This window comes from Sphingomonas glacialis, assembly GCF_014653575.1.
Lineage (GTDB): Bacteria > Pseudomonadota > Alphaproteobacteria > Sphingomonadales > Sphingomonadaceae > Sphingomonas > Sphingomonas glacialis.
Genome location: NZ_BNAQ01000002.1, coordinates 752,940 through 769,214, shown reverse-complemented (window position 1 = coordinate 769,214; position 16,275 = coordinate 752,940). Strand labels below are relative to the sequence as shown.

The 16,275-nt window shown below is 66.6% G+C and carries 10 protein-coding genes; 6 read left to right on the top strand and 4 right to left on the bottom strand.

The window, feature by feature from the left end; genetic code table 11:
* Positions 1-45 precede the first annotated feature (45 nt).
* The gene (locus tag IE187_RS10275) at positions 46-1,698 is read right to left on the bottom strand and encodes a tetratricopeptide repeat-containing sulfotransferase family protein (protein WP_189676143.1); all 1,653 of its coding nucleotides are present in this window, start codon (positions 1,696-1,698) and stop codon (positions 46-48) included.
* 66 nt (positions 1,699-1,764) lie between these two features.
* Here IE187_RS10275 and IE187_RS10270 point away from each other — a divergent pair, with 66 nt between their 5' ends.
* The gene (locus IE187_RS10270; RefSeq protein WP_133190821.1) at positions 1,765-2,013 is read left to right on the top strand and encodes a hypothetical protein; all 249 of its coding nucleotides are present in this window, start codon (positions 1,765-1,767) and stop codon (positions 2,011-2,013) included.
* Between the two features lie 4 nt (positions 2,014-2,017).
* On the opposite strand, the gene IE187_RS10265 is transcribed toward IE187_RS10270, so the two are convergent.
* The gene (locus IE187_RS10265) at positions 2,018-3,079 is read right to left on the bottom strand and encodes a hypothetical protein (protein ID WP_189676142.1); all 1,062 of its coding nucleotides are present in this window, start codon (positions 3,077-3,079) and stop codon (positions 2,018-2,020) included.
* Positions 3,080-3,142: 63 nt separating this feature from the next.
* Here IE187_RS10265 and IE187_RS10260 point away from each other — a divergent pair, with 63 nt between their 5' ends.
* The gene (locus IE187_RS10260; protein WP_189676141.1) at positions 3,143-4,435 is read left to right on the top strand and encodes an aspartyl/asparaginyl beta-hydroxylase domain-containing protein; all 1,293 of its coding nucleotides are present in this window, start codon (positions 3,143-3,145) and stop codon (positions 4,433-4,435) included.
* On the opposite strand, the gene IE187_RS10255 is transcribed toward IE187_RS10260, so the two are convergent.
* Positions 4,425-5,387, bottom strand: a complete 963-nt coding sequence (locus tag IE187_RS10255) for a hypothetical protein (RefSeq protein ID WP_229839347.1) — start codon at positions 5,385-5,387, stop codon at positions 4,425-4,427. The genes IE187_RS10260 and IE187_RS10255 overlap by 11 nt on opposite strands.
* A 53-nt stretch (positions 5,388-5,440) precedes the next feature.
* On the opposite strand from IE187_RS10255, the gene IE187_RS10250 reads away from it, so the two are divergent.
* Both IE187_RS10250 and IE187_RS10245 read left to right on the top strand, forming a co-directional pair.
* Positions 5,441-6,424, top strand: coding sequence for a TauD/TfdA family dioxygenase (locus IE187_RS10250; protein WP_189676139.1), 984 nt, complete (start codon positions 5,441-5,443; stop codon positions 6,422-6,424).
* A gap of 375 nt (positions 6,425-6,799) precedes the next feature.
* A complete protein-coding gene (locus tag IE187_RS10245) occupies positions 6,800-9,763 on the top strand; it encodes a TonB-dependent receptor domain-containing protein (protein ID WP_189676138.1) in 2,964 nt (987 codons plus the stop codon).
* 120 nt (positions 9,764-9,883) lie between these two features.
* Here the strand turns inward: IE187_RS10245 and clpB are convergent, their stop codons facing one another.
* Positions 9,884-12,463, bottom strand: a complete 2,580-nt coding sequence (clpB, locus tag IE187_RS10240) for an ATP-dependent chaperone ClpB (protein ID WP_189676137.1) — start codon at positions 12,461-12,463, stop codon at positions 9,884-9,886.
* 214 nt (positions 12,464-12,677) lie between these two features.
* On the opposite strand from clpB, the gene IE187_RS10235 reads away from it, so the two are divergent.
* The gene (locus IE187_RS10235; RefSeq protein WP_189676136.1) at positions 12,678-15,047 is read left to right on the top strand and encodes a TonB-dependent receptor; all 2,370 of its coding nucleotides are present in this window, start codon (positions 12,678-12,680) and stop codon (positions 15,045-15,047) included.
* A 122-nt stretch (positions 15,048-15,169) separates the two neighbouring features.
* Positions 15,170-16,240, top strand: coding sequence for a hypothetical protein (locus IE187_RS10230; RefSeq protein WP_189676135.1), 1,071 nt, complete (start codon positions 15,170-15,172; stop codon positions 16,238-16,240).
* The last annotated feature ends 35 nt before the right edge of the window (positions 16,241-16,275 follow it).

Below are 16,275 nucleotides of genomic sequence, written 5' to 3'. Positions count from 1 at the left end.
GGACTTCGTAGGCAAGGCGGCGGCACGCGCCCGCCGTCGCCGGGCCTAGTCGCCGCTGCCGAAGCGCTCGATCCACGGCGCGAGGATTGGCAGGACCGGGCCGAGCTGGTCGGCATAGCGCCGCCATTGGCCACCGCCATTGTAGAGCCCCTTGCGCACTTGCGTCTCGCTCGCGGTACGGACGCCGCGGTTCCTCGCCGTGCTGGCGAACGCTGCGAAATCCTCGGTCCAGGCGATCCCGATGAACTCGGCCAGCGCGCGGACGGTGGGTCCGAACTCCCCGACCAGGCGATCGTAACGGACGTCATGCGTCGCGATCGGCAGCGTCTCGCGGACGAGGTCGATCAGCCGCATCAGCGAATCATAATGCCGCGCGGTCTCTTCGAGATCGCTGAACGCCCAGGCACCCGCACCGGGCGTGAAATTGACGCGGAAACAGCTCAGGACGACGTCGCGCGGGTCGCGGCGCATCACGACAAAGCGCGCCTGCGGGAAGAGCCGCGCGAGGATCGGCAGCTTGATCCCATTGAACGGGTTCATGTCGACGAGCACTTTGCCCGCGACAGATGTTTCGGCGAGCGCCGCGACCCGCGCCCAATAGCGCGTCCGCAAATCGAGCAGCAGCGCGGGGTCGAGCGTATCGAGGTCGGGCATCGTGCCGTCATTGGCAAGCAGCGCGGCGTCGATATCGACCAGCGTGTCGCGTTCCTCGAGCGCGACGACATCGGTCGCGCTCGCCAGCACATTCTCGATCAACGTCGTTCCCGACCGCGGATAGCCCAGCAGGAAGACGTGCGTCGCGGCGGCACCCGCGACGCGCTCGTCGGCGGGCAGCGCCGCGATTGAGCCGGTCGCGGCAACCTGCGCGCGGATCGCATCGATGAAGGAGCGGTGCGACGGACGGTCCACCGCCGGCGCGAGCTGTTCGCGATACGCCTCGCGAAAGGTGGCTTGCGCTGCACCATACGCGTCGAACGCTTCGGCGGGGCGGTCGAGCCGGTCGAGCGCGTCGCCGAGCAAGGTCAGCGTCCGCGTGCGATCGTCCAGCGCGAGCGGCGTCTCGAGCAAGGGGCGCAGCAAGGCCTCGGCACGTGCGCCGTCGCGCGCTTCGACCGCCAGCAGCGCCAGCGCGAAGATCGCCGACGGCTCGTGCGGGTTGAGCGCCAGCGCGCGCTGTGCATAGCTTTGCGCGCTCCCAGCATCGCCGCGCCGCGCGGCGGCGTCGCTCAGCTTGCCGAGCGCCGGCGACAGCGTCGGATCGAGCGCGAGCGCGTGGTGATAGCTGTCGGTCGCCGCGGCATCGTTCCGCAGTGCATCGAGCACATAGCCACGTTCGAGCCACGCCGCCGAATGGCGCGGTTCGGCCGCAACGACGCCATCGAGCACCGCGAGCGCGTCTTCGAGGAACCCCTGTTTGCGCAGCACCGCGCCGATCGAGCCGAGGATCGCAACGTCGCCCGGGCTGAGCGTCAGCGCTTGGCGGAGCAACGCGTGTGCCGCTGCGAAATCGCCGGCTTCCTCCTTGCGCCATGCGGCGAGGTTGAGCACGAGCGGATCGGCGCGCCCCGCCGCGAGCTCGCGTTCGGCGAGCCTTGCGGCGTTCACGACATCGCCCGCTGCAAGCGCTTGATCGATCTGCGATCTTTGCGATCGAGGTGCGATCGGCGGACGGCGGTTCTGCGTGTTTCGCTTTGACATTAGTCCGCCATAATCCGTATCGTTACGCAGGCACATCGCCATATGCTGTTATGCTGTGAGGACGTCATGCTGATCCTGCTCTTGCTATCGCTGACGGCTCCCGATCCGCAGCCAACGCCCGCGCAAGCGACGAAGACGGCCGCCACCGCGCCCGAGAAGCGCGTTTGCCGGGAATTTCCGGTGACCGGCTCGCTGGTCGGAAGCCAGAAGGTGTGCAAGACGCGACGTGAATGGGACATCGACCGCGAAAGAATCCGCGCGAGCGGTCTCACATCCGGTGTCTGCGGCAATCAGGGCATCAGCGGGAATTGCTGAGCGCCTAGTCAAGCAAGCCCGCCGGGGCGATCAGCGCAATCGCGTTTGCCGCCGCGACCGCTTCTGCCCAGATCGCGACCTTTTCGATTTCGTCGGCGTGGAGCGTGTCGCCGCGTGCCAGCTCGGCGGCGCGATCGCGTGAATCGAACGCCGCGCCGGACTTAGAATGGGTGGTGAAGGCCGGTCCGTGCGCCATCGCCGCGAGCGTCACCGGATCGATCGCGCGCTGCGTCAGCGCAGCCAGACTCGCGAGCGCCGCCGACGGATCCGCCATCAACGTGGCGCTGTCGAGCGTGCGCACCCGCGCCGGCCCGAATTGCGCGACCAGCCGCGCGAAGAGCTGCTGGTGCGCGAGCCATCCGACCGCGGCGACCTGCAGGTCGGTCAGCCCGAGATAGTCGCGCGGACCAAAGCCGAGATTGACGAGCCCGTCGTCGAGCATTCCGGTCAGCAGCGTGCGCACCCAGAGCCGCCCGTCCAAACCCTTGCGCGCGATCGAGCCGAGATAGGTGCGCAGCGGCGCATAGAGCAGCACCGCACAGGCGTCGCCGCGCAGCGTCAGCAGGGCAGGGGCGAGCGCGGTGACCGCGGTCGACGGCTTGACGAACACCGCTTCGCCCGGCTCGAACGGCCGCGCCAGCAAGGTCAGCACATCGTCGAGCACTTCCGCCATGTCGGGCCCTTTGCCGCCGCGGCGACGCCAGCCGATGATGTCGTTGAGGATCACCGGCTCTTTCAGCCCCATCGCCCAGCCGGGGTGATCGAGCGCGCGCGCCAGCAGCGTCGAACAGCAGAAGGCCGAGTGAAACAGGAAGTGGATCGGCGCGGCCGTCGGTGCGGCGGCGATCGCGTCGGCGCGGCGTACGACGAGCGGGGCGAGGCCAGCGGGCAAATACTCGTCGGTCAGGAAGGTCGCGCGGCGATGCTCGGCGCGCGGCACCGGCACGAAATGCACGGCGTCGTGGCCGGGATCGTAGCGATGCGCGAGCCAGCTCGCATCGCGCACCGCTTCGGCGATCGATCCCGGCTGGCCTTGCGGGCCGCCCGACAAGGTGGCCGGCGTCATTGCGCCTGTTTGTGCAGCCGCGCGCGCGTTGTCTAGTCGGTTCGACGCCGATATGCAGGTGGCATGGACGATGCGGATATTCAGCGGATGCTTCAGGCGGCGGTCCAGGAGCGGCGCGCCGGACGGCCCGAGATCGCCGCAGGCCTGTTTCGCGACGTGCTGGCACAGGCTGGCGAGCATCCGCTGGCGCTCAACGCGCTGGGAATGCATGCCTTGGCGCTATCGCGTCCGGGAGACGCCGCGGCCTATTTCGAGCGCGCGATCGCCGCCGACGCGCTTGCCCCCGAATTGTGGATGAACCTCGCGCGCGCGCGCCGCGAGCAGCGCGACGACGCGGCCGAGGCCGCCGCGCTCGAAGGCGCGCTGGCGATCGACCAGCGGCACTTCATGGCGCTGGTGCGGATGGCGGAACTGCGCGAGCGCCAGGGGGACGAGGCCAGCGCCGCCGACCGCTGGGGCAGCGTGCTCGCGATGGAAGCCTCGATCGAGGAGCGCAGCCCGGCGCTAGAGTTGATGTTCGACCATGCGCGCGCCTTCGTTCGCGAGCAACGCGCGGCGTTCGGCGACACGATCGATCGCGGGCTTTCGGATATCCGCGGGGCGATCCCGGTGGCGGAGCGCCGCCGCGCTGATGCGTGTATCGATCATGCGCTCGGGCGGCGCGCGATCTATGCGAACGTCTGTGCCGGGATGCACTTTCCCTTCCTTCCGGCCGAGGAATATTTCGCGCGTGCGCATTTCCCGTGGCTCGCCGAGATCGAGGCCAAGACCGACATGATCCGCGCCGAGCTCGAGGCGATCCTTGCCGAGGATGCCCAGGCGATCCGCCCCTATGTCGCGATGCCGCCGGGGACGCCGCAGAACAAATGGTCGGCGCTCGATCATTCGCTGCAATGGGGGGCGCTGCATTTGTGGAAGGACGGCGTGCGCGACGACGCTGCCTGCGCGCGCGCGCCGCGTACGGCGGAAGCGATCGCGGCCTTGCCGCTGTCCGATCTGCCGGGCCGCACGCCGACGGTGTTCTTCTCGCTGCTCCAGCCGGGCGCGCATTTGCCCGCGCATACCGGGGTCAGCAACGTCCGCTCGATCGTCCATCTGCCGTTGATCGTGCCGCCCGGCTGCAGCTTTCGCGTCGGCGGCGAGGAGCGCGACTGGCGCGCGGGCGAGGCGTGGGTGTTCGACGACACGATCGAGCATGAGGCGTGGAATCGCTCGAACCAGATGCGCGCGATCCTGATCTTCGACGTGTGGAACCCGTATATCACCGAAACCGAGCGCGACCTGCTGCGCCGCTTCTACGCGGTCGCTGCCGAGACCGACGTCGCGGGGCAGTCCGCGCTCGGCGTCAGCGACTGAGCGCTGCGGCCAGAAGCGCGGCGTCGGGGGTCGCGGTCGCCGCGTGGCGTGCGACATAGGCTTCCGCCGCGTCGAGTTCGGGCGCGATCGCCGCAGCAACCTCGGCCGCGCGAGTGCGCCGCGCCGCATTGTCGAACGCGACGCTCGGATTCTTCGAATAGGTCGAAAAGAGCGGGCCCGCGACGACCGTCTCGAGCGTCTGTGGCGCGATCGGCACGCCGAACTGCGCCGCGGCGGCGCGCAGCGTCGGGAGCGGCGCGTCGAACAGCGTTTCGGCATCGAGCGTGCGGGCATTGGGCATTGCCGACAGCGCGGTGGTGAACGCCTCGACCTGCGCGAGCCATAAGGCGGCACCGCGCTCGGCATCGCCCAGCGCCGACCAGTCGCCGAGATAGGGCGCCAGTTGCGTCGTCACGTGGCGCAGCCAGCCGCGGTGATTGTCGTCGCGCAGGATCGCGAGCAGATACGCGCGCAACGGGAGATAGAGCAGGATCGCGGGCGCGTCGCGCTGTGCCGCGGCGATCTGGGGCAGCAGGAAATTGACCGGCACGTTCGCCTTCACCAGCGTCGGCGCATCACCGCGATAGCGCTTGCCGAGCATCGCCAGCACCAGCGCGAGCCGGGCAGGGTCGCGCTGGATCGCGCTCTGCCGCAGCGCGAGCGGCTCGCGCAGCACCAGGCTGGCGGCCGGATCGTCGAGCGCGCGCGCGAGCAAGGTCGATCCGCAATGCGCCATGTGGAAGATCCACGCGGTCGGCGCGCTGCCCCGCGCGCGCGGCATCAGATCGGCGAGCGGCAATGCCATGCGCTGCGCCGCCGCCGGCGAAATCCGGTGATCGAGAAAGATCGAACGATGATAGGCGGCGCGGTCCATCGGCACGAACACCGCATGGTCCTGCTCGAACGCCTGCAGGAAATGATCGGGCGAGCCGAAGAGATCGTCGAAGGTCAAGGCCACGCTTCGCTGTAGCGCGGAGCGGTGTTGGCGGCTATCCCCGGTGCGTCATGGCCGCCATCCATTTGCCCGCGCTTCACCAGCCGCACGTCGTGATCGAAGCGACCGGCGAAACCTCGATCTTCGAACTCGACCGGGCGCAGCTCATCGCGCTCTACAAGGCGCATGGCGCGCTGCTGTTTCGCGGCTTCGGCGTCGATGTCGCCGGCTTCGGGACCTTCGCTAAACAGTTCTGCGCAACCTCGGTGGTCAATGAAAGCCCCGGGCGTCAGCCGGTCGATCCTGCGGCGAACGTCTTCACGGTCGATGCCGGAAACGGCGCGTTCGCGCTCCATCCCGAACTGTCGCGCGAACCGTGGAAGCCCGATGTCGCCTTTTTCGGCTGCATCGTCGCGCCGCAATCGGGCGGGCGCACGACGATCTGCGACGGCGTCGCGCTCGCCCGTGAAATGCCCGAGCCCGTGCGCCGTGCGCTCGCCACGCGGCGCCTGCTGTACATCAAGCCGACATGGCCGGCGCTGCTCGACTATTGGCTCGGCACGCCCGAGCCGAGCGACGCGCAACTCGCGTCCCCGCCGCCCGGCTGTCCCTATTATTTCCGGCGTTATCCCGATGCGGGGATCCTGCGCGTGTTCAGTCGGCCGGCGCTGCACACGCCGATGTTCAACACTGCGCCGGCGTTCGGCAATTTCCTGCTGTTCTCGCGCTTCAACCACGGGCGCGCCGATCATCCGGTGCTCGACGACGGCCATCCGGTGCCCGAGGAGTGGTTGCAGGCGATCAAGGCGACGGGCGATCGACTCAGCGCCGAGATCGAATGGGATCCGGGCGATCTGCTGATGCTCGACAATACCCGTTTCCTGCACGGACGGACCGCGATCGTCGATACCGCCGAGCGCGTGATCCTGACCTATTTCGGCTATCTCGATTTCGCGCGGCCCGACCCCGAGGAGCCCGCGAACGCGATCTGGCGGCGCGAGGATTTCGAACCGCCGTTGCGGCCCGATCATCCGCGCCTCGAGACCGCCGGCTGAGCTGCAAGCGCTGCTCGGGGCGTGATCCAAATCACGCCGGACACCGCGTTTAACGGGTATATTTCCGCTGCATGTCCCAAGCAAGCCGCGCAGGGGAGGCGCTGTGCCCGCGCGTGCGTAACCAGCCAAACCTTGCCGTAGATTATTGCCTGGTATCAACATAGGACCGATGTGGCTGGAATGTTGCAGCGTGGTTACAGTAGGTTGCAGAAGTTTCCGCAGCGTCACTTCGCGCCTTTACAGCAATCCGGCGCGCCGCCAGTTTGACGCCATGTCTCGGGGGGCCGGGCATCTGTATGCGTCGGTCACGGGACTTGCCAATTACGCCATAGCGTCGCGATCGCGCGACGGTTGGGCGTTCGCAAGGATGAATCTGTGACCCAAACACCGTTCGATTTTTCGAAGCCGCGCTTGCTCGCTGGCGCTGCGACCTGCGCCGTTCTGTTCGCGCTGAGCACAGCGCCAGCAGTCGCGCAGACTGCGCCGGCAACCCCCGCCGATGCTGCCACGCCCGGCGCCGCTGCGGTTCAGACGCAGTCGGCGCCCGCCGACGCGCAGGCCAATGCCGACGCCGGCCAGGACATCGTCGTCACCGGCACGATCTTCCGCCGTACGAACACCGAGACGCCCTCGCCGGTGTCGGTGATCACCGCCGCCAACATCGCCGCGCGCGGGCTGAACACCACCGCCGACGTCATCCAGTCGATCTCGGCGGGCAATGGCGGCAGCGTGCCGCAGGGCTTCGGCAACGCGTTCGCATCGGGCGCGCAGGGCGTATCGCTGCGCGGTCTGTCGACCAACTCGACGCTCGTGCTGTTCGACGGTCTGCGTCCGGCGTATTATCCGCTCGCCGATGACGGCCAGCGCAGCTTCGTCGATCTCAACACCATTCCGGGCGCGATCGTCGACCGGATCGAAACGCTGCGCGACGGCGCATCGTCGACCTACGGCGCAGACGCCGTCGGCGGCGTCGTCAACGTTATCCTCAAGAAGGAAATCCGCGGCGTCAGCGGCAATGTCGAGGGCGGCATTTCCGAGCGCGGCGATGCCGGCCAGCAGCGCGCACGCCTGACCGCAGGCTATGGCAGCCTCGCCGATCAGGGCTTCAACGTTTACGTCAGCGCCGAATATCAGCACCAGAACGCGCTGTTCGCGAACCAGCGCGAATTCCCGTACAACACCAAGAACCTGTCCTGGATCCAGACGGGCGGCGGCTTCACGGGTGCCAACGGCAACACTAACTTTTTCGCCCCGAACACCGCCTCGTCGAGCAGCACGACCGCAGCGGTCGTCCGTCCGGCAACCTACACCGCTGGCAACATCTTCAGCGGCGTGCCGATCGTCGGCGGCCGCTATCAAGTGCTGCAGCAGGGCGGGTGCGCCGGTGCGGCGCAGCCCAACATCGCTCACAGCAACGTCAACGGCCAGTATTGCGAGCAGGATCTCGTCAACCAATACAGTCAGATCCTCCCCGACCAGACGCGCTTCGGCGGCACTGCGCATCTGACCGCGAACATCGGCGCCAACGCGCAGGCGTATCTGACGGGTACGTTCTACCAGAGCATCATCTTCCAGAACCGCACGCCGAGCTCGCTGCGCTCGAACAACCCGGCCTATACCTTCGGCCTGGTGCTGCCCTCGCAGTTGGCGAACGGCACGCTCAACCCGCAGAACCCCTATGCCGCGACGGGCCAGGGCGCGCTGATCTTCTATCGCTTCGGTGACATCGCCTCGACGCTCAAGAACACCTCGCAGACCTACCGCATCGCGGGCGGGATCGACGGCAAGTTCGGTGCCGACGCCGGCTGGGGCTATACGCTGCATGGCACGTACATGCGCACCAACCTGACGCAGGATCGCACCGGCAACATCAACCTTGCCGGCCTGACCACCGCGATCAACACCGGCGCGTACAATTTCGTCAATCCGGCCGCGAACACCGACGCGGTGCGGTCGCTCATCGCGCCGAACCAGCAGAGCAAGGCGCATTCGGAAACGGCTGAAATCCAGGGCATCCTGACGCATTCGTTCTTCGATCTGCCGGGTGGCCCGCTCAACGTCGGCGTCGGTGGCGAATTCCGCTACGAGAACATCTTCGATCCGACGCCGAATCCGGGTTCGCAGTTCCTCGACATTAACGCCTTCTCGGCGATCGGGCATCGTTATGTCACGTCGGGCTTCTTCGAAGTCAACGCGCCGGTGCTCAAGCAGCTCGAAGTCAACGTGTCGGGCCGCTACGATCACTATTCGACGGGCTTCGGTCGCTTCTCGCCGAAGATCGGTGCGAAGTTCACGCCGATCCCGCAGGTGGCGATCCGCGGCACCTATTCGAAGGGCTTCCGCGCACCGTCGATCCCAGAGACGAGCGGCAACGTGATCGGATTCGTCAACTACACGCCGCCCAAGGCGACGCAGGATGCGCACGGCGGCAACTCGTATGTCGGGACGTACAGCCTCGGCCTGAACTCGGTCGGCAACCCGAACCTCAAGCCCGAAACCTCGACCAGCTTCACCGGCGGCGCGGTGTTCCAGCCGGTTCGCTGGCTCAGCCTGACGGTGGATTACTACAACATCCACAAGAAGGACCTGATCTTCAACCCGGCCGATTCTACCTACGCCAACAGCTACCTTGCCGGTGGCGCGCAACCGGCCGGGATCACGATCACGCCGAACCCAGTCGATCCGGCCTTCCCGGGCCTGCGTCCGACCCCGGCGTTCGTCAACGCGGCGTATATCAACGGCCAGTCGCTGCAGACCTCGGGTATCGATGCGCAGATCTCGGCGAGCGTTCCGCTGGGCCACGGCATCAAGCTGACCTCGGCTCTCGAGGGCACGCTCGTGCTCGAGTATAAGGTCAACACCGGCGTCAACGGCGTGTACGACTATCTCGGTACGCTTGGGCCATACAACACCACCTCGGCATCGGGCACGCCGCGCTGGCGCGCCAACTGGCAAAACACGCTCGAGGCGGGGGCCTACTCGCTGACCGCAACGACGTACTTCACAAGCGGGTACAAGGGCTACGCCGCCGATTATAACGGCGTCGGCAACTGCGGTGCGAACGACACGCCGGCCTCGACCTATCTCTACAACGGGGATGTGTCGCGGACTGCGGGCGGGGCGCTGCAGTGCACGGTCAAGCACTTCCTCAGCGTCGATTTGAACGGCAGCGTCAAGGTGAACGACAAGTTCACCTTCTACATGATCGTCCAGAACCTGTTCGATGCGCACGCACCGTTCGACCCGAACACCTATGGCGGCAACAACTACAACCCGGCCTGGGCCGCATCGGGGATCATCGGCCGCTCGTTCAAGGCGGGCGCCAACTTCACGTTCTGATCCCGCCCGGATCGGACACGAAAAAGGGGCGGTCTCCATGCGGAGGCCGCCCCTTCTTGTTGGGACCGCTTGCCGTCTTCCGCCGTCACCCCGGCCTGGTGGCGGGGTGACGGCAGCAGGTCACTCGACCGCCAGCTCGAGCTTGCCGTCGCCCTCGTCGACCCGCACCGTCGCGCCGTCCTTCACGCTCCCGCGCAGGATCAAATCGGCGAGCGGGTCCTGCAGATAGCGCTGCACCGCGCGCTTCAGCGGCCGTGCGCCGTACACCGGGTCATAGCCGACGCGGCCGAGCCACAGCCGGGCGGCATCGGTGAGATCGAGCTCGACCTTGCGTTCGGCCAGCAACGTCGCGATCCGCTTGACCTGGATATCGACGATCGGTGCCATCTCCGCCTGGCCGAGCCGGTGGAACAGCACGATCTCGTCGAGCCGGTTGAGGAATTCGGGCCGGAAGTGGCCGCGGACGATCTCCATCACTTGCGGTTCGACGCTCGCGACATCCTCGCCTTCGCCCAAAGTCGTCAGCACCTGGCTGCCGAGGTTCGAGGTCAGCACGATGATCGTGTTGGTGAAGTCGACCGTGCGGCCTTGGCCGTCGGTCAGCCGCCCGTCATCGAGCACTTGCAACAGGATGTTGAAGACATCGCCATGCGCCTTCTCGACCTCGTCGAACAGCACGACCTGGTACGGCCGGCGCCGCACCGCCTCGGTCAGCACGCCGCCTTCCTCATAGCCGACATAGCCGGGAGGCGCGCCGATCAGCCGCGCGACCGCATGCTTCTCCATGAACTCGCTCATGTCGATGCGAACCATCGCGGTCGGATCATCGAACAGGAATTCGGCGAGCGCCTTGGTCAGCTCGGTCTTGCCGACGCCCGTCGGCCCGAGGAACAGGAACGAGCCGAGCGGCCGGTTCGGATCCTGCAGCCCCGCGCGCGCCCGCCGCACTGCGGTCGACACCGCGCGGATCGCGTTCTGCTGGCCGATCACGCGCTTGCCAATCGTCGCTTCCATCGCGAGCAACTTGTCGCGCTCGCCCTCGAGCATCCGCTCGACCGGGATCCCGGTCCAGCGCGCGACGACGCCCGCGATGTCCTCGGCGGTCACCTCCTCGCGCAGCATGGCGCCCTTGGTCGCGCCCGCCGCGGCATCGAGCTGGCGCTGCAGATCGGGGATGCGCCCGTAGGACAGCTCGCCCGCCTTGGCGAGGTCGCCGGCCCGTTGCGCCTGCTCGAGCTCGAGCCGCGCGGCATCGATCTGTTCCTTGAGCTTGGCCTCGGCCGAGATCTTGTCCTTCTCGCCCTGCCAGCGTGTGGTCAGCTCGCTCGATTGCTGCTCGAGATTGGCGAGCTCGCCGTCGAGCTTGACCAGCCGGTCGCGTGACGCTTCGTCGCTCTCGCGCTTCAGCGCCTCGCGTTCGATCTTGAGCTGGATGATCCGCCGATCGAGGATCTCGATCTCCTCGGGCTTGCTCTCGACTTCCATGCGGATCCGGCTCGCGGCCTCGTCCATCAGATCGATCGCCTTGTCGGGGAGGAAGCGGTCGGTGATGTAGCGGTTCGACAAGGTCGCCGCCGCGACGATCGCCGCATCGGTGATCCGCACGCCGTGGTGCAGCTCGTACTTTTCCTTGAGCCCACGCAGGATCGAGATCGTGTCGGGCACGGTCGGCTCGCCGACGAACACCGGCTGGAAGCGGCGCTGGAGCGCGGCGTCCTTCTCGACATATTTGCGATACTCATCGAGCGTGGTAGCGCCGACGCAGTGCAGCTCGCCGCGCGCGAGCGCTGGCTTGAGCAGATTGCCCGCATCCATCGCGCCTTCGGATTTCCCTGCGCCGATCAGCTGGTGCATCTCGTCGATGAACAGGACGATGTCGCCCTCGGCAGCCTTCACTTCGTCGAGCACGCCCTTGAGCCGCTCCTCGAACTCGCCACGATATTTCGCGCCCGCGATCAGCGAGCCCATGTCGAGCGACATCAGCTTGCGGTCTTTCAGCGTGTCCGGAACGTCGCCATTTGCGATGCGCAACGCGAGCCCCTCGGCGATCGCGGTCTTGCCGACGCCGGGTTCGCCGATCAGCACCGGGTTGTTCTTGGTGCGGCGCGCGAGGATCTGGATCGTGCGGCGGATCTCCTCGTCGCGGCCGATGACGGGGTCGAGCTTGCCGTCGCGCGCCGCCTGCGTCAGGTCGCGCGCGAACTTCTTGAGCGCGTCGAACTTGTCCTCGGCCCCCGCGCTGTCGGCGACGCGGCCGTTGCGCACGTGCTCGATCGCGGCATTGAGCGCCTCCGGGGTGACGCCCGCGGTCTTCAGCGCCTTGCCGGCGACGGTGTTGAGCGACAGCGCGAGCGCGACGAGCAGTCGTTCGACCGTCACGAAACTGTCGCCCGATTTGGTCGCGATCTGCTCGGCCTGGTCGAGCACGCGCACCGCGTCGTTATCGAGCCCCGGCGTCGTTTGCGCGCCGCTACCCGACACTGCGGGGATCTTCGCGAGCGCGAGATCGGTCTCGCTCAGCGCGCGTTTGGGGTCGCCGCCGGCGGCGGTAATCAGCCCGGACGCCATGCCCTGCTCGTCCTCGAGCAACGCCTTCAACACATGTTCGGGCGCGATCCGCTGGTGGCTCATGCGGATTGCGACGGTCTGCGCCGATTGCAGGAAGCCCTTGGCGCGGTCGGTGAATTTCTCGATGTTCATTGGGAAGTGTCCCTCCTTCTTGCCAATCGATGTAGTGTTGCACTTATGCAACACAAGGGGCCGTGCCGGCGCGATCTCTCAAAACACGTCTAGCTGTAAAGACCGTCATCGGCGTGCCACGGAATCTACGCATTTCGGCAACGCAGCATGGCTAGGCACCGCGGCAGGGCGCGGGGAGTAGTGCCCCACAAACGATCAAATCGGGGATCCTATCATGCGTCGTTTCACGCTTTGCCTGCTTGCGGGCGCCGCCCTTTCCTGGCCACTGGCCGCGTCCGCGTCCGCGTCCGCGTCCGCGTCCGCGTCCGCGTCCGCGTCCGCGTCCGCGTCCGCGCGCGATGGCGCGCTCGCGCCGACGCCGGCACCCGCCGCGCCGGCACCCGAGGCCGAGCCGGTTGCGGATGATGCCGGCAACGACATCATCATCGTCGGCAAGGGCCAGACGCGGCAGGTCCAGCAACTGGGGCAAGCCGACATCGCGATCCTCGCGCCGGGCACCAGCCCGCTGAAAGCCATCGCCAAGCTGCCCAACGTCAACTTCCAGTCGGCCGACGCGTTTGGTGCGTACGAATGGTCGCAGCGCGTCTCGATCCGCAGCTTCAACCAGAACCAGATCGGCTTCACGCTCGACGGCATTCCGCTCGGCGACGGATCGTATGGCAACACCAACGGCCTCCATATCAGCCGCGCGATCTCGTCGGAGAATATCGGGCGCACGCTCGTGTCGCAGGGATCGGGCTCGATCGGCGCGCAGGCGACCAATAATCTTGGTGGGACGATCGAATTTTTCTCGAGCGATCCCAAGCCTGCCACCGCGCTGACGCTCAACGGAAGCTATGGCAGCGCGAACACGGTGCGCGCGTTCGGGCGGTTCGACACCGGCGTGCTCGGCGACAACGGGCCGAGCGCCTATGTCTCGTACGGCTTCCTCGATACCGACAAATGGAAGGGCTTCGGCATCCAGCGGCAGAACCAGGTCAACGCCAAGTTCGTCGCGCCGATCGGCGCGGTGCGGCTCGTCGGCACCTTCAATTATTCGGACCGCCGCGAGCAGGACTATCAGGATCTGTCGCTCGATATGATCAAGCGGCTCGGCTACCGCGTCGACAATATCGACGACAATTTCCCGCTCGCGGTGCTGATCGCCGATACCGGCGCGAACAGCGGCTATACGGGGGCGCCGAAGCTCAATCCGGCGGCAGGTTCGGTCACGCCCGCACCCTATGCCAATGCCGACGACGTCTATTTCGACGCGGCGGGGCTGCGTCAGGATTACCTCGCATCGCTCGGGGTCGAGACCGCCAAGGACGCAACCGTTCACGGTGAATTGAAGGCCTATTATCATGCCAATCACGGCCAGGGCCTGTGGTTCACGCCGTATGTCCCGTCGCCGTCGGGCGTGCCGATCTCGGTGCGCACGACCGAATATGACATCCACCGCAAGGGCGTGTTTGGCTCGCTCGGCACCAAGCTCGGCTTCAACGACATCACCGTCGGCGGCTGGTACGAAGTCAACGACTTCCGCCAGGCGCGCCGCTTCTACGCGCTCGACAGCCGCACCGCGCCGAGCCGCAGCGCGCGCGACTTCCAATACCTTCCGTTCGCGACGCAGTGGTACAACACCTATCAGACCGACACCGTCCAATATTACGTGCAGGACAAGATCGGGCTCGGCGATCTGACGATCGATCTCGGCTGGAAGGGGTTTGCCGTTACCAATAAAGCGACGCCGATCGTGTCGGGCGGGCTCGCCTCGGGGCGGATCCAGGTCAAGGACTTCTTCCAGCCGCACGCCGGGCTCAATTACAGGATCGGCGATGCGTTCGAACTGTTCGGCGATTTTACGCAAGTGAAGCGTGCGTTCGTTTCCGCCGCGACAAGCGGGCCGTTCGCGACCACGCAGGCGGGGTTCAATGCGCTGCTCACCACCAACAAGCTGAAGCCCGAATCGTCGGACACGTTCGAGCTCGGCGGGCGCTACCATTATCGCGGCGTGACCGCGTTGCTCGCGGGCTATTATGTCGACTTCTCGAACCGCACGCTCGCGCAGAGCGTCGGCGCCGGGATCGTCGGCAACCCGCCGATCCTGTCGAACGTCGGTTCGGTGCGGGCCTACGGGCTCGAGACCGCGCTCGAGGCCAAGCTCGGCTACGGCTTCGGCGTCTACGGCTCGTACAGCTACAACGACTCGACCTATCGCGACAATGTGACCGTCGGCGGCGTGGTGCAGGCGATCCGCGGCAAGCAGACGGTCGACACGCCCAAACACCTGATCAAGGGCGAGCTGACCTACGACAAGGGCATCTTCTTCGGCCGCGTCGGCGCGGATTATATGAGCCGCCGCTACTTCACCTACACCAACGACCAGTCGGTGCCCGGCCGCGTGCTGGTCGATGCGACGATCGGCGCGCGCGTGACGATCGCCGATCGCAAGTTCGAGATCCAGGCGAACGCGACCAATCTGTTCGACAAGACATATGTCGCGACGATCGGATCGAACGGCTTTGGCTATAAGGGCGACAACCAGACGCTGCTGGCGGGCGCGCCCGCGCAGTATTTCGTGACGATCAAGGCAGGCTTCTAAGCCATCGGAGGAGGGCAGGTCGCAAGAACGGGCTGCCCTCCATATCGCTCCGGGACGCGAATACGATATTAACCCTGACTGCCATAGGATCGCGCCGAAACCGCAGGCAATCCGGGGATACCGTGGCAACGCACTATGACACTCTGCGCTGGACCGCCGCAGCACCGGCACCCGGCTCGCTGTCCGACCCGTCGCGCGCGATCCTCGGCCCACGCCGTGATGCGCTGGTGTTCTGGGGCGCGCCGCTCGTCGCATTCCTCGCGGTCGAGCTTTGGCTCGACGGCTGGGCGCTGGCGGCACCGCACGACGCCGCGTCGGTCGCGATCAAGGGCATGTTCGCGGTGATCGCGATCACGACTTGGGCGCATCTCATCGCCGTCGTCCCGCGCGCCTATGGCAATCGCACGGTGTTCGCGGCGCATCGCGGCAAGCTGACAGTCGCGCCGATCGCGTTGATCGCGACGCTGTTCCTCTCGCCGATCGCTTTGGTCGCGGCGAGCGTGTTGGCGGTGTTCTGGGATGTCTACCACTCGGCGATGCAGAATTTCGGCTTCGCGCGGATCTACGACATGAAGGCGGGCAATCCGCCCGAGCTGCTGCGCAAGACCGATTTGCGGCTCAACACCTTGCTCTATGTCGGCCCGCTCGCGGCGGGAGCAGCGCTCGCGACGCATCTCCAGAGTTTTGCGAAGTTCGACCACACCGCGCTGGCCACGCTGGCCAGCGTGCCGGGCGTGCTTGCCGGCTACAATACCGGCATCCGCGCCGCCGCGCTGCTCGCTTATGCGATCGTGCTGGTGTGGGCGATCCTCGACTATCGGCAGGCGATGCGCGTCGGGTATCGCCTCCCCGCACACAAGGTCGCGACGCTCGTTTCGACGGGGGCTGTGTCGATCCTCGCCTGGGGCTTCACGCCGCCGATCGTCGCGCTCGCGGTGATCAATCTCTATCATGCGGTGCAATATTTCGCGCTCGTCTGGGTGAAGGAGGGCGGGCGGATGACGCAGGCGTCGGGCGGGCGGCAGGGCCGCACGATGCTGTATTTCTGGGGCGGTTGCATCCTGTTCGGCCTGGCCTATGCGGCGGCGATGACGGGGAGCGTGCGCGTGTTCCTGGCGCCGTTCATCGCCTGCTCGCTGCTGCATTTCTGGTATGACAGCTTCATTTGGTCGGTGGCGCGCAAGCACGTCTAGCCTAATCCCCCGAAGGCTGCTCTATTCGCCCCGAG

What these genes read in the sequence shown, in the direction of transcription:
- IE187_RS10275 (WP_189676143.1), bottom strand. Translation starts at nt 1,698, where the DNA reads ATGTCAAAGCGAAACACGCAGAACCGCCGTCCGCCGATCGCACCTCGA.
- IE187_RS10270 (WP_133190821.1), top strand. Translation starts at nt 1,765, where the DNA reads ATGCTGATCCTGCTCTTGCTATCGCTGACGGCTCCCGATCCGCAGCCA.
- IE187_RS10265 (WP_189676142.1), bottom strand. Translation starts at nt 3,079, where the DNA reads ATGACGCCGGCCACCTTGTCGGGCGGCCCGCAAGGCCAGCCGGGATCG.
- IE187_RS10260 (WP_189676141.1), top strand. Translation starts at nt 3,143, where the DNA reads ATGGACGATGCGGATATTCAGCGGATGCTTCAGGCGGCGGTCCAGGAG.
- IE187_RS10250 (WP_189676139.1), top strand. Translation starts at nt 5,441, where the DNA reads ATGGCCGCCATCCATTTGCCCGCGCTTCACCAGCCGCACGTCGTGATC.
- clpB (WP_189676137.1), bottom strand. Translation starts at nt 12,463, where the DNA reads ATGAACATCGAGAAATTCACCGACCGCGCCAAGGGCTTCCTGCAATCG.
- IE187_RS10235 (WP_189676136.1), top strand. Translation starts at nt 12,678, where the DNA reads ATGCGTCGTTTCACGCTTTGCCTGCTTGCGGGCGCCGCCCTTTCCTGG.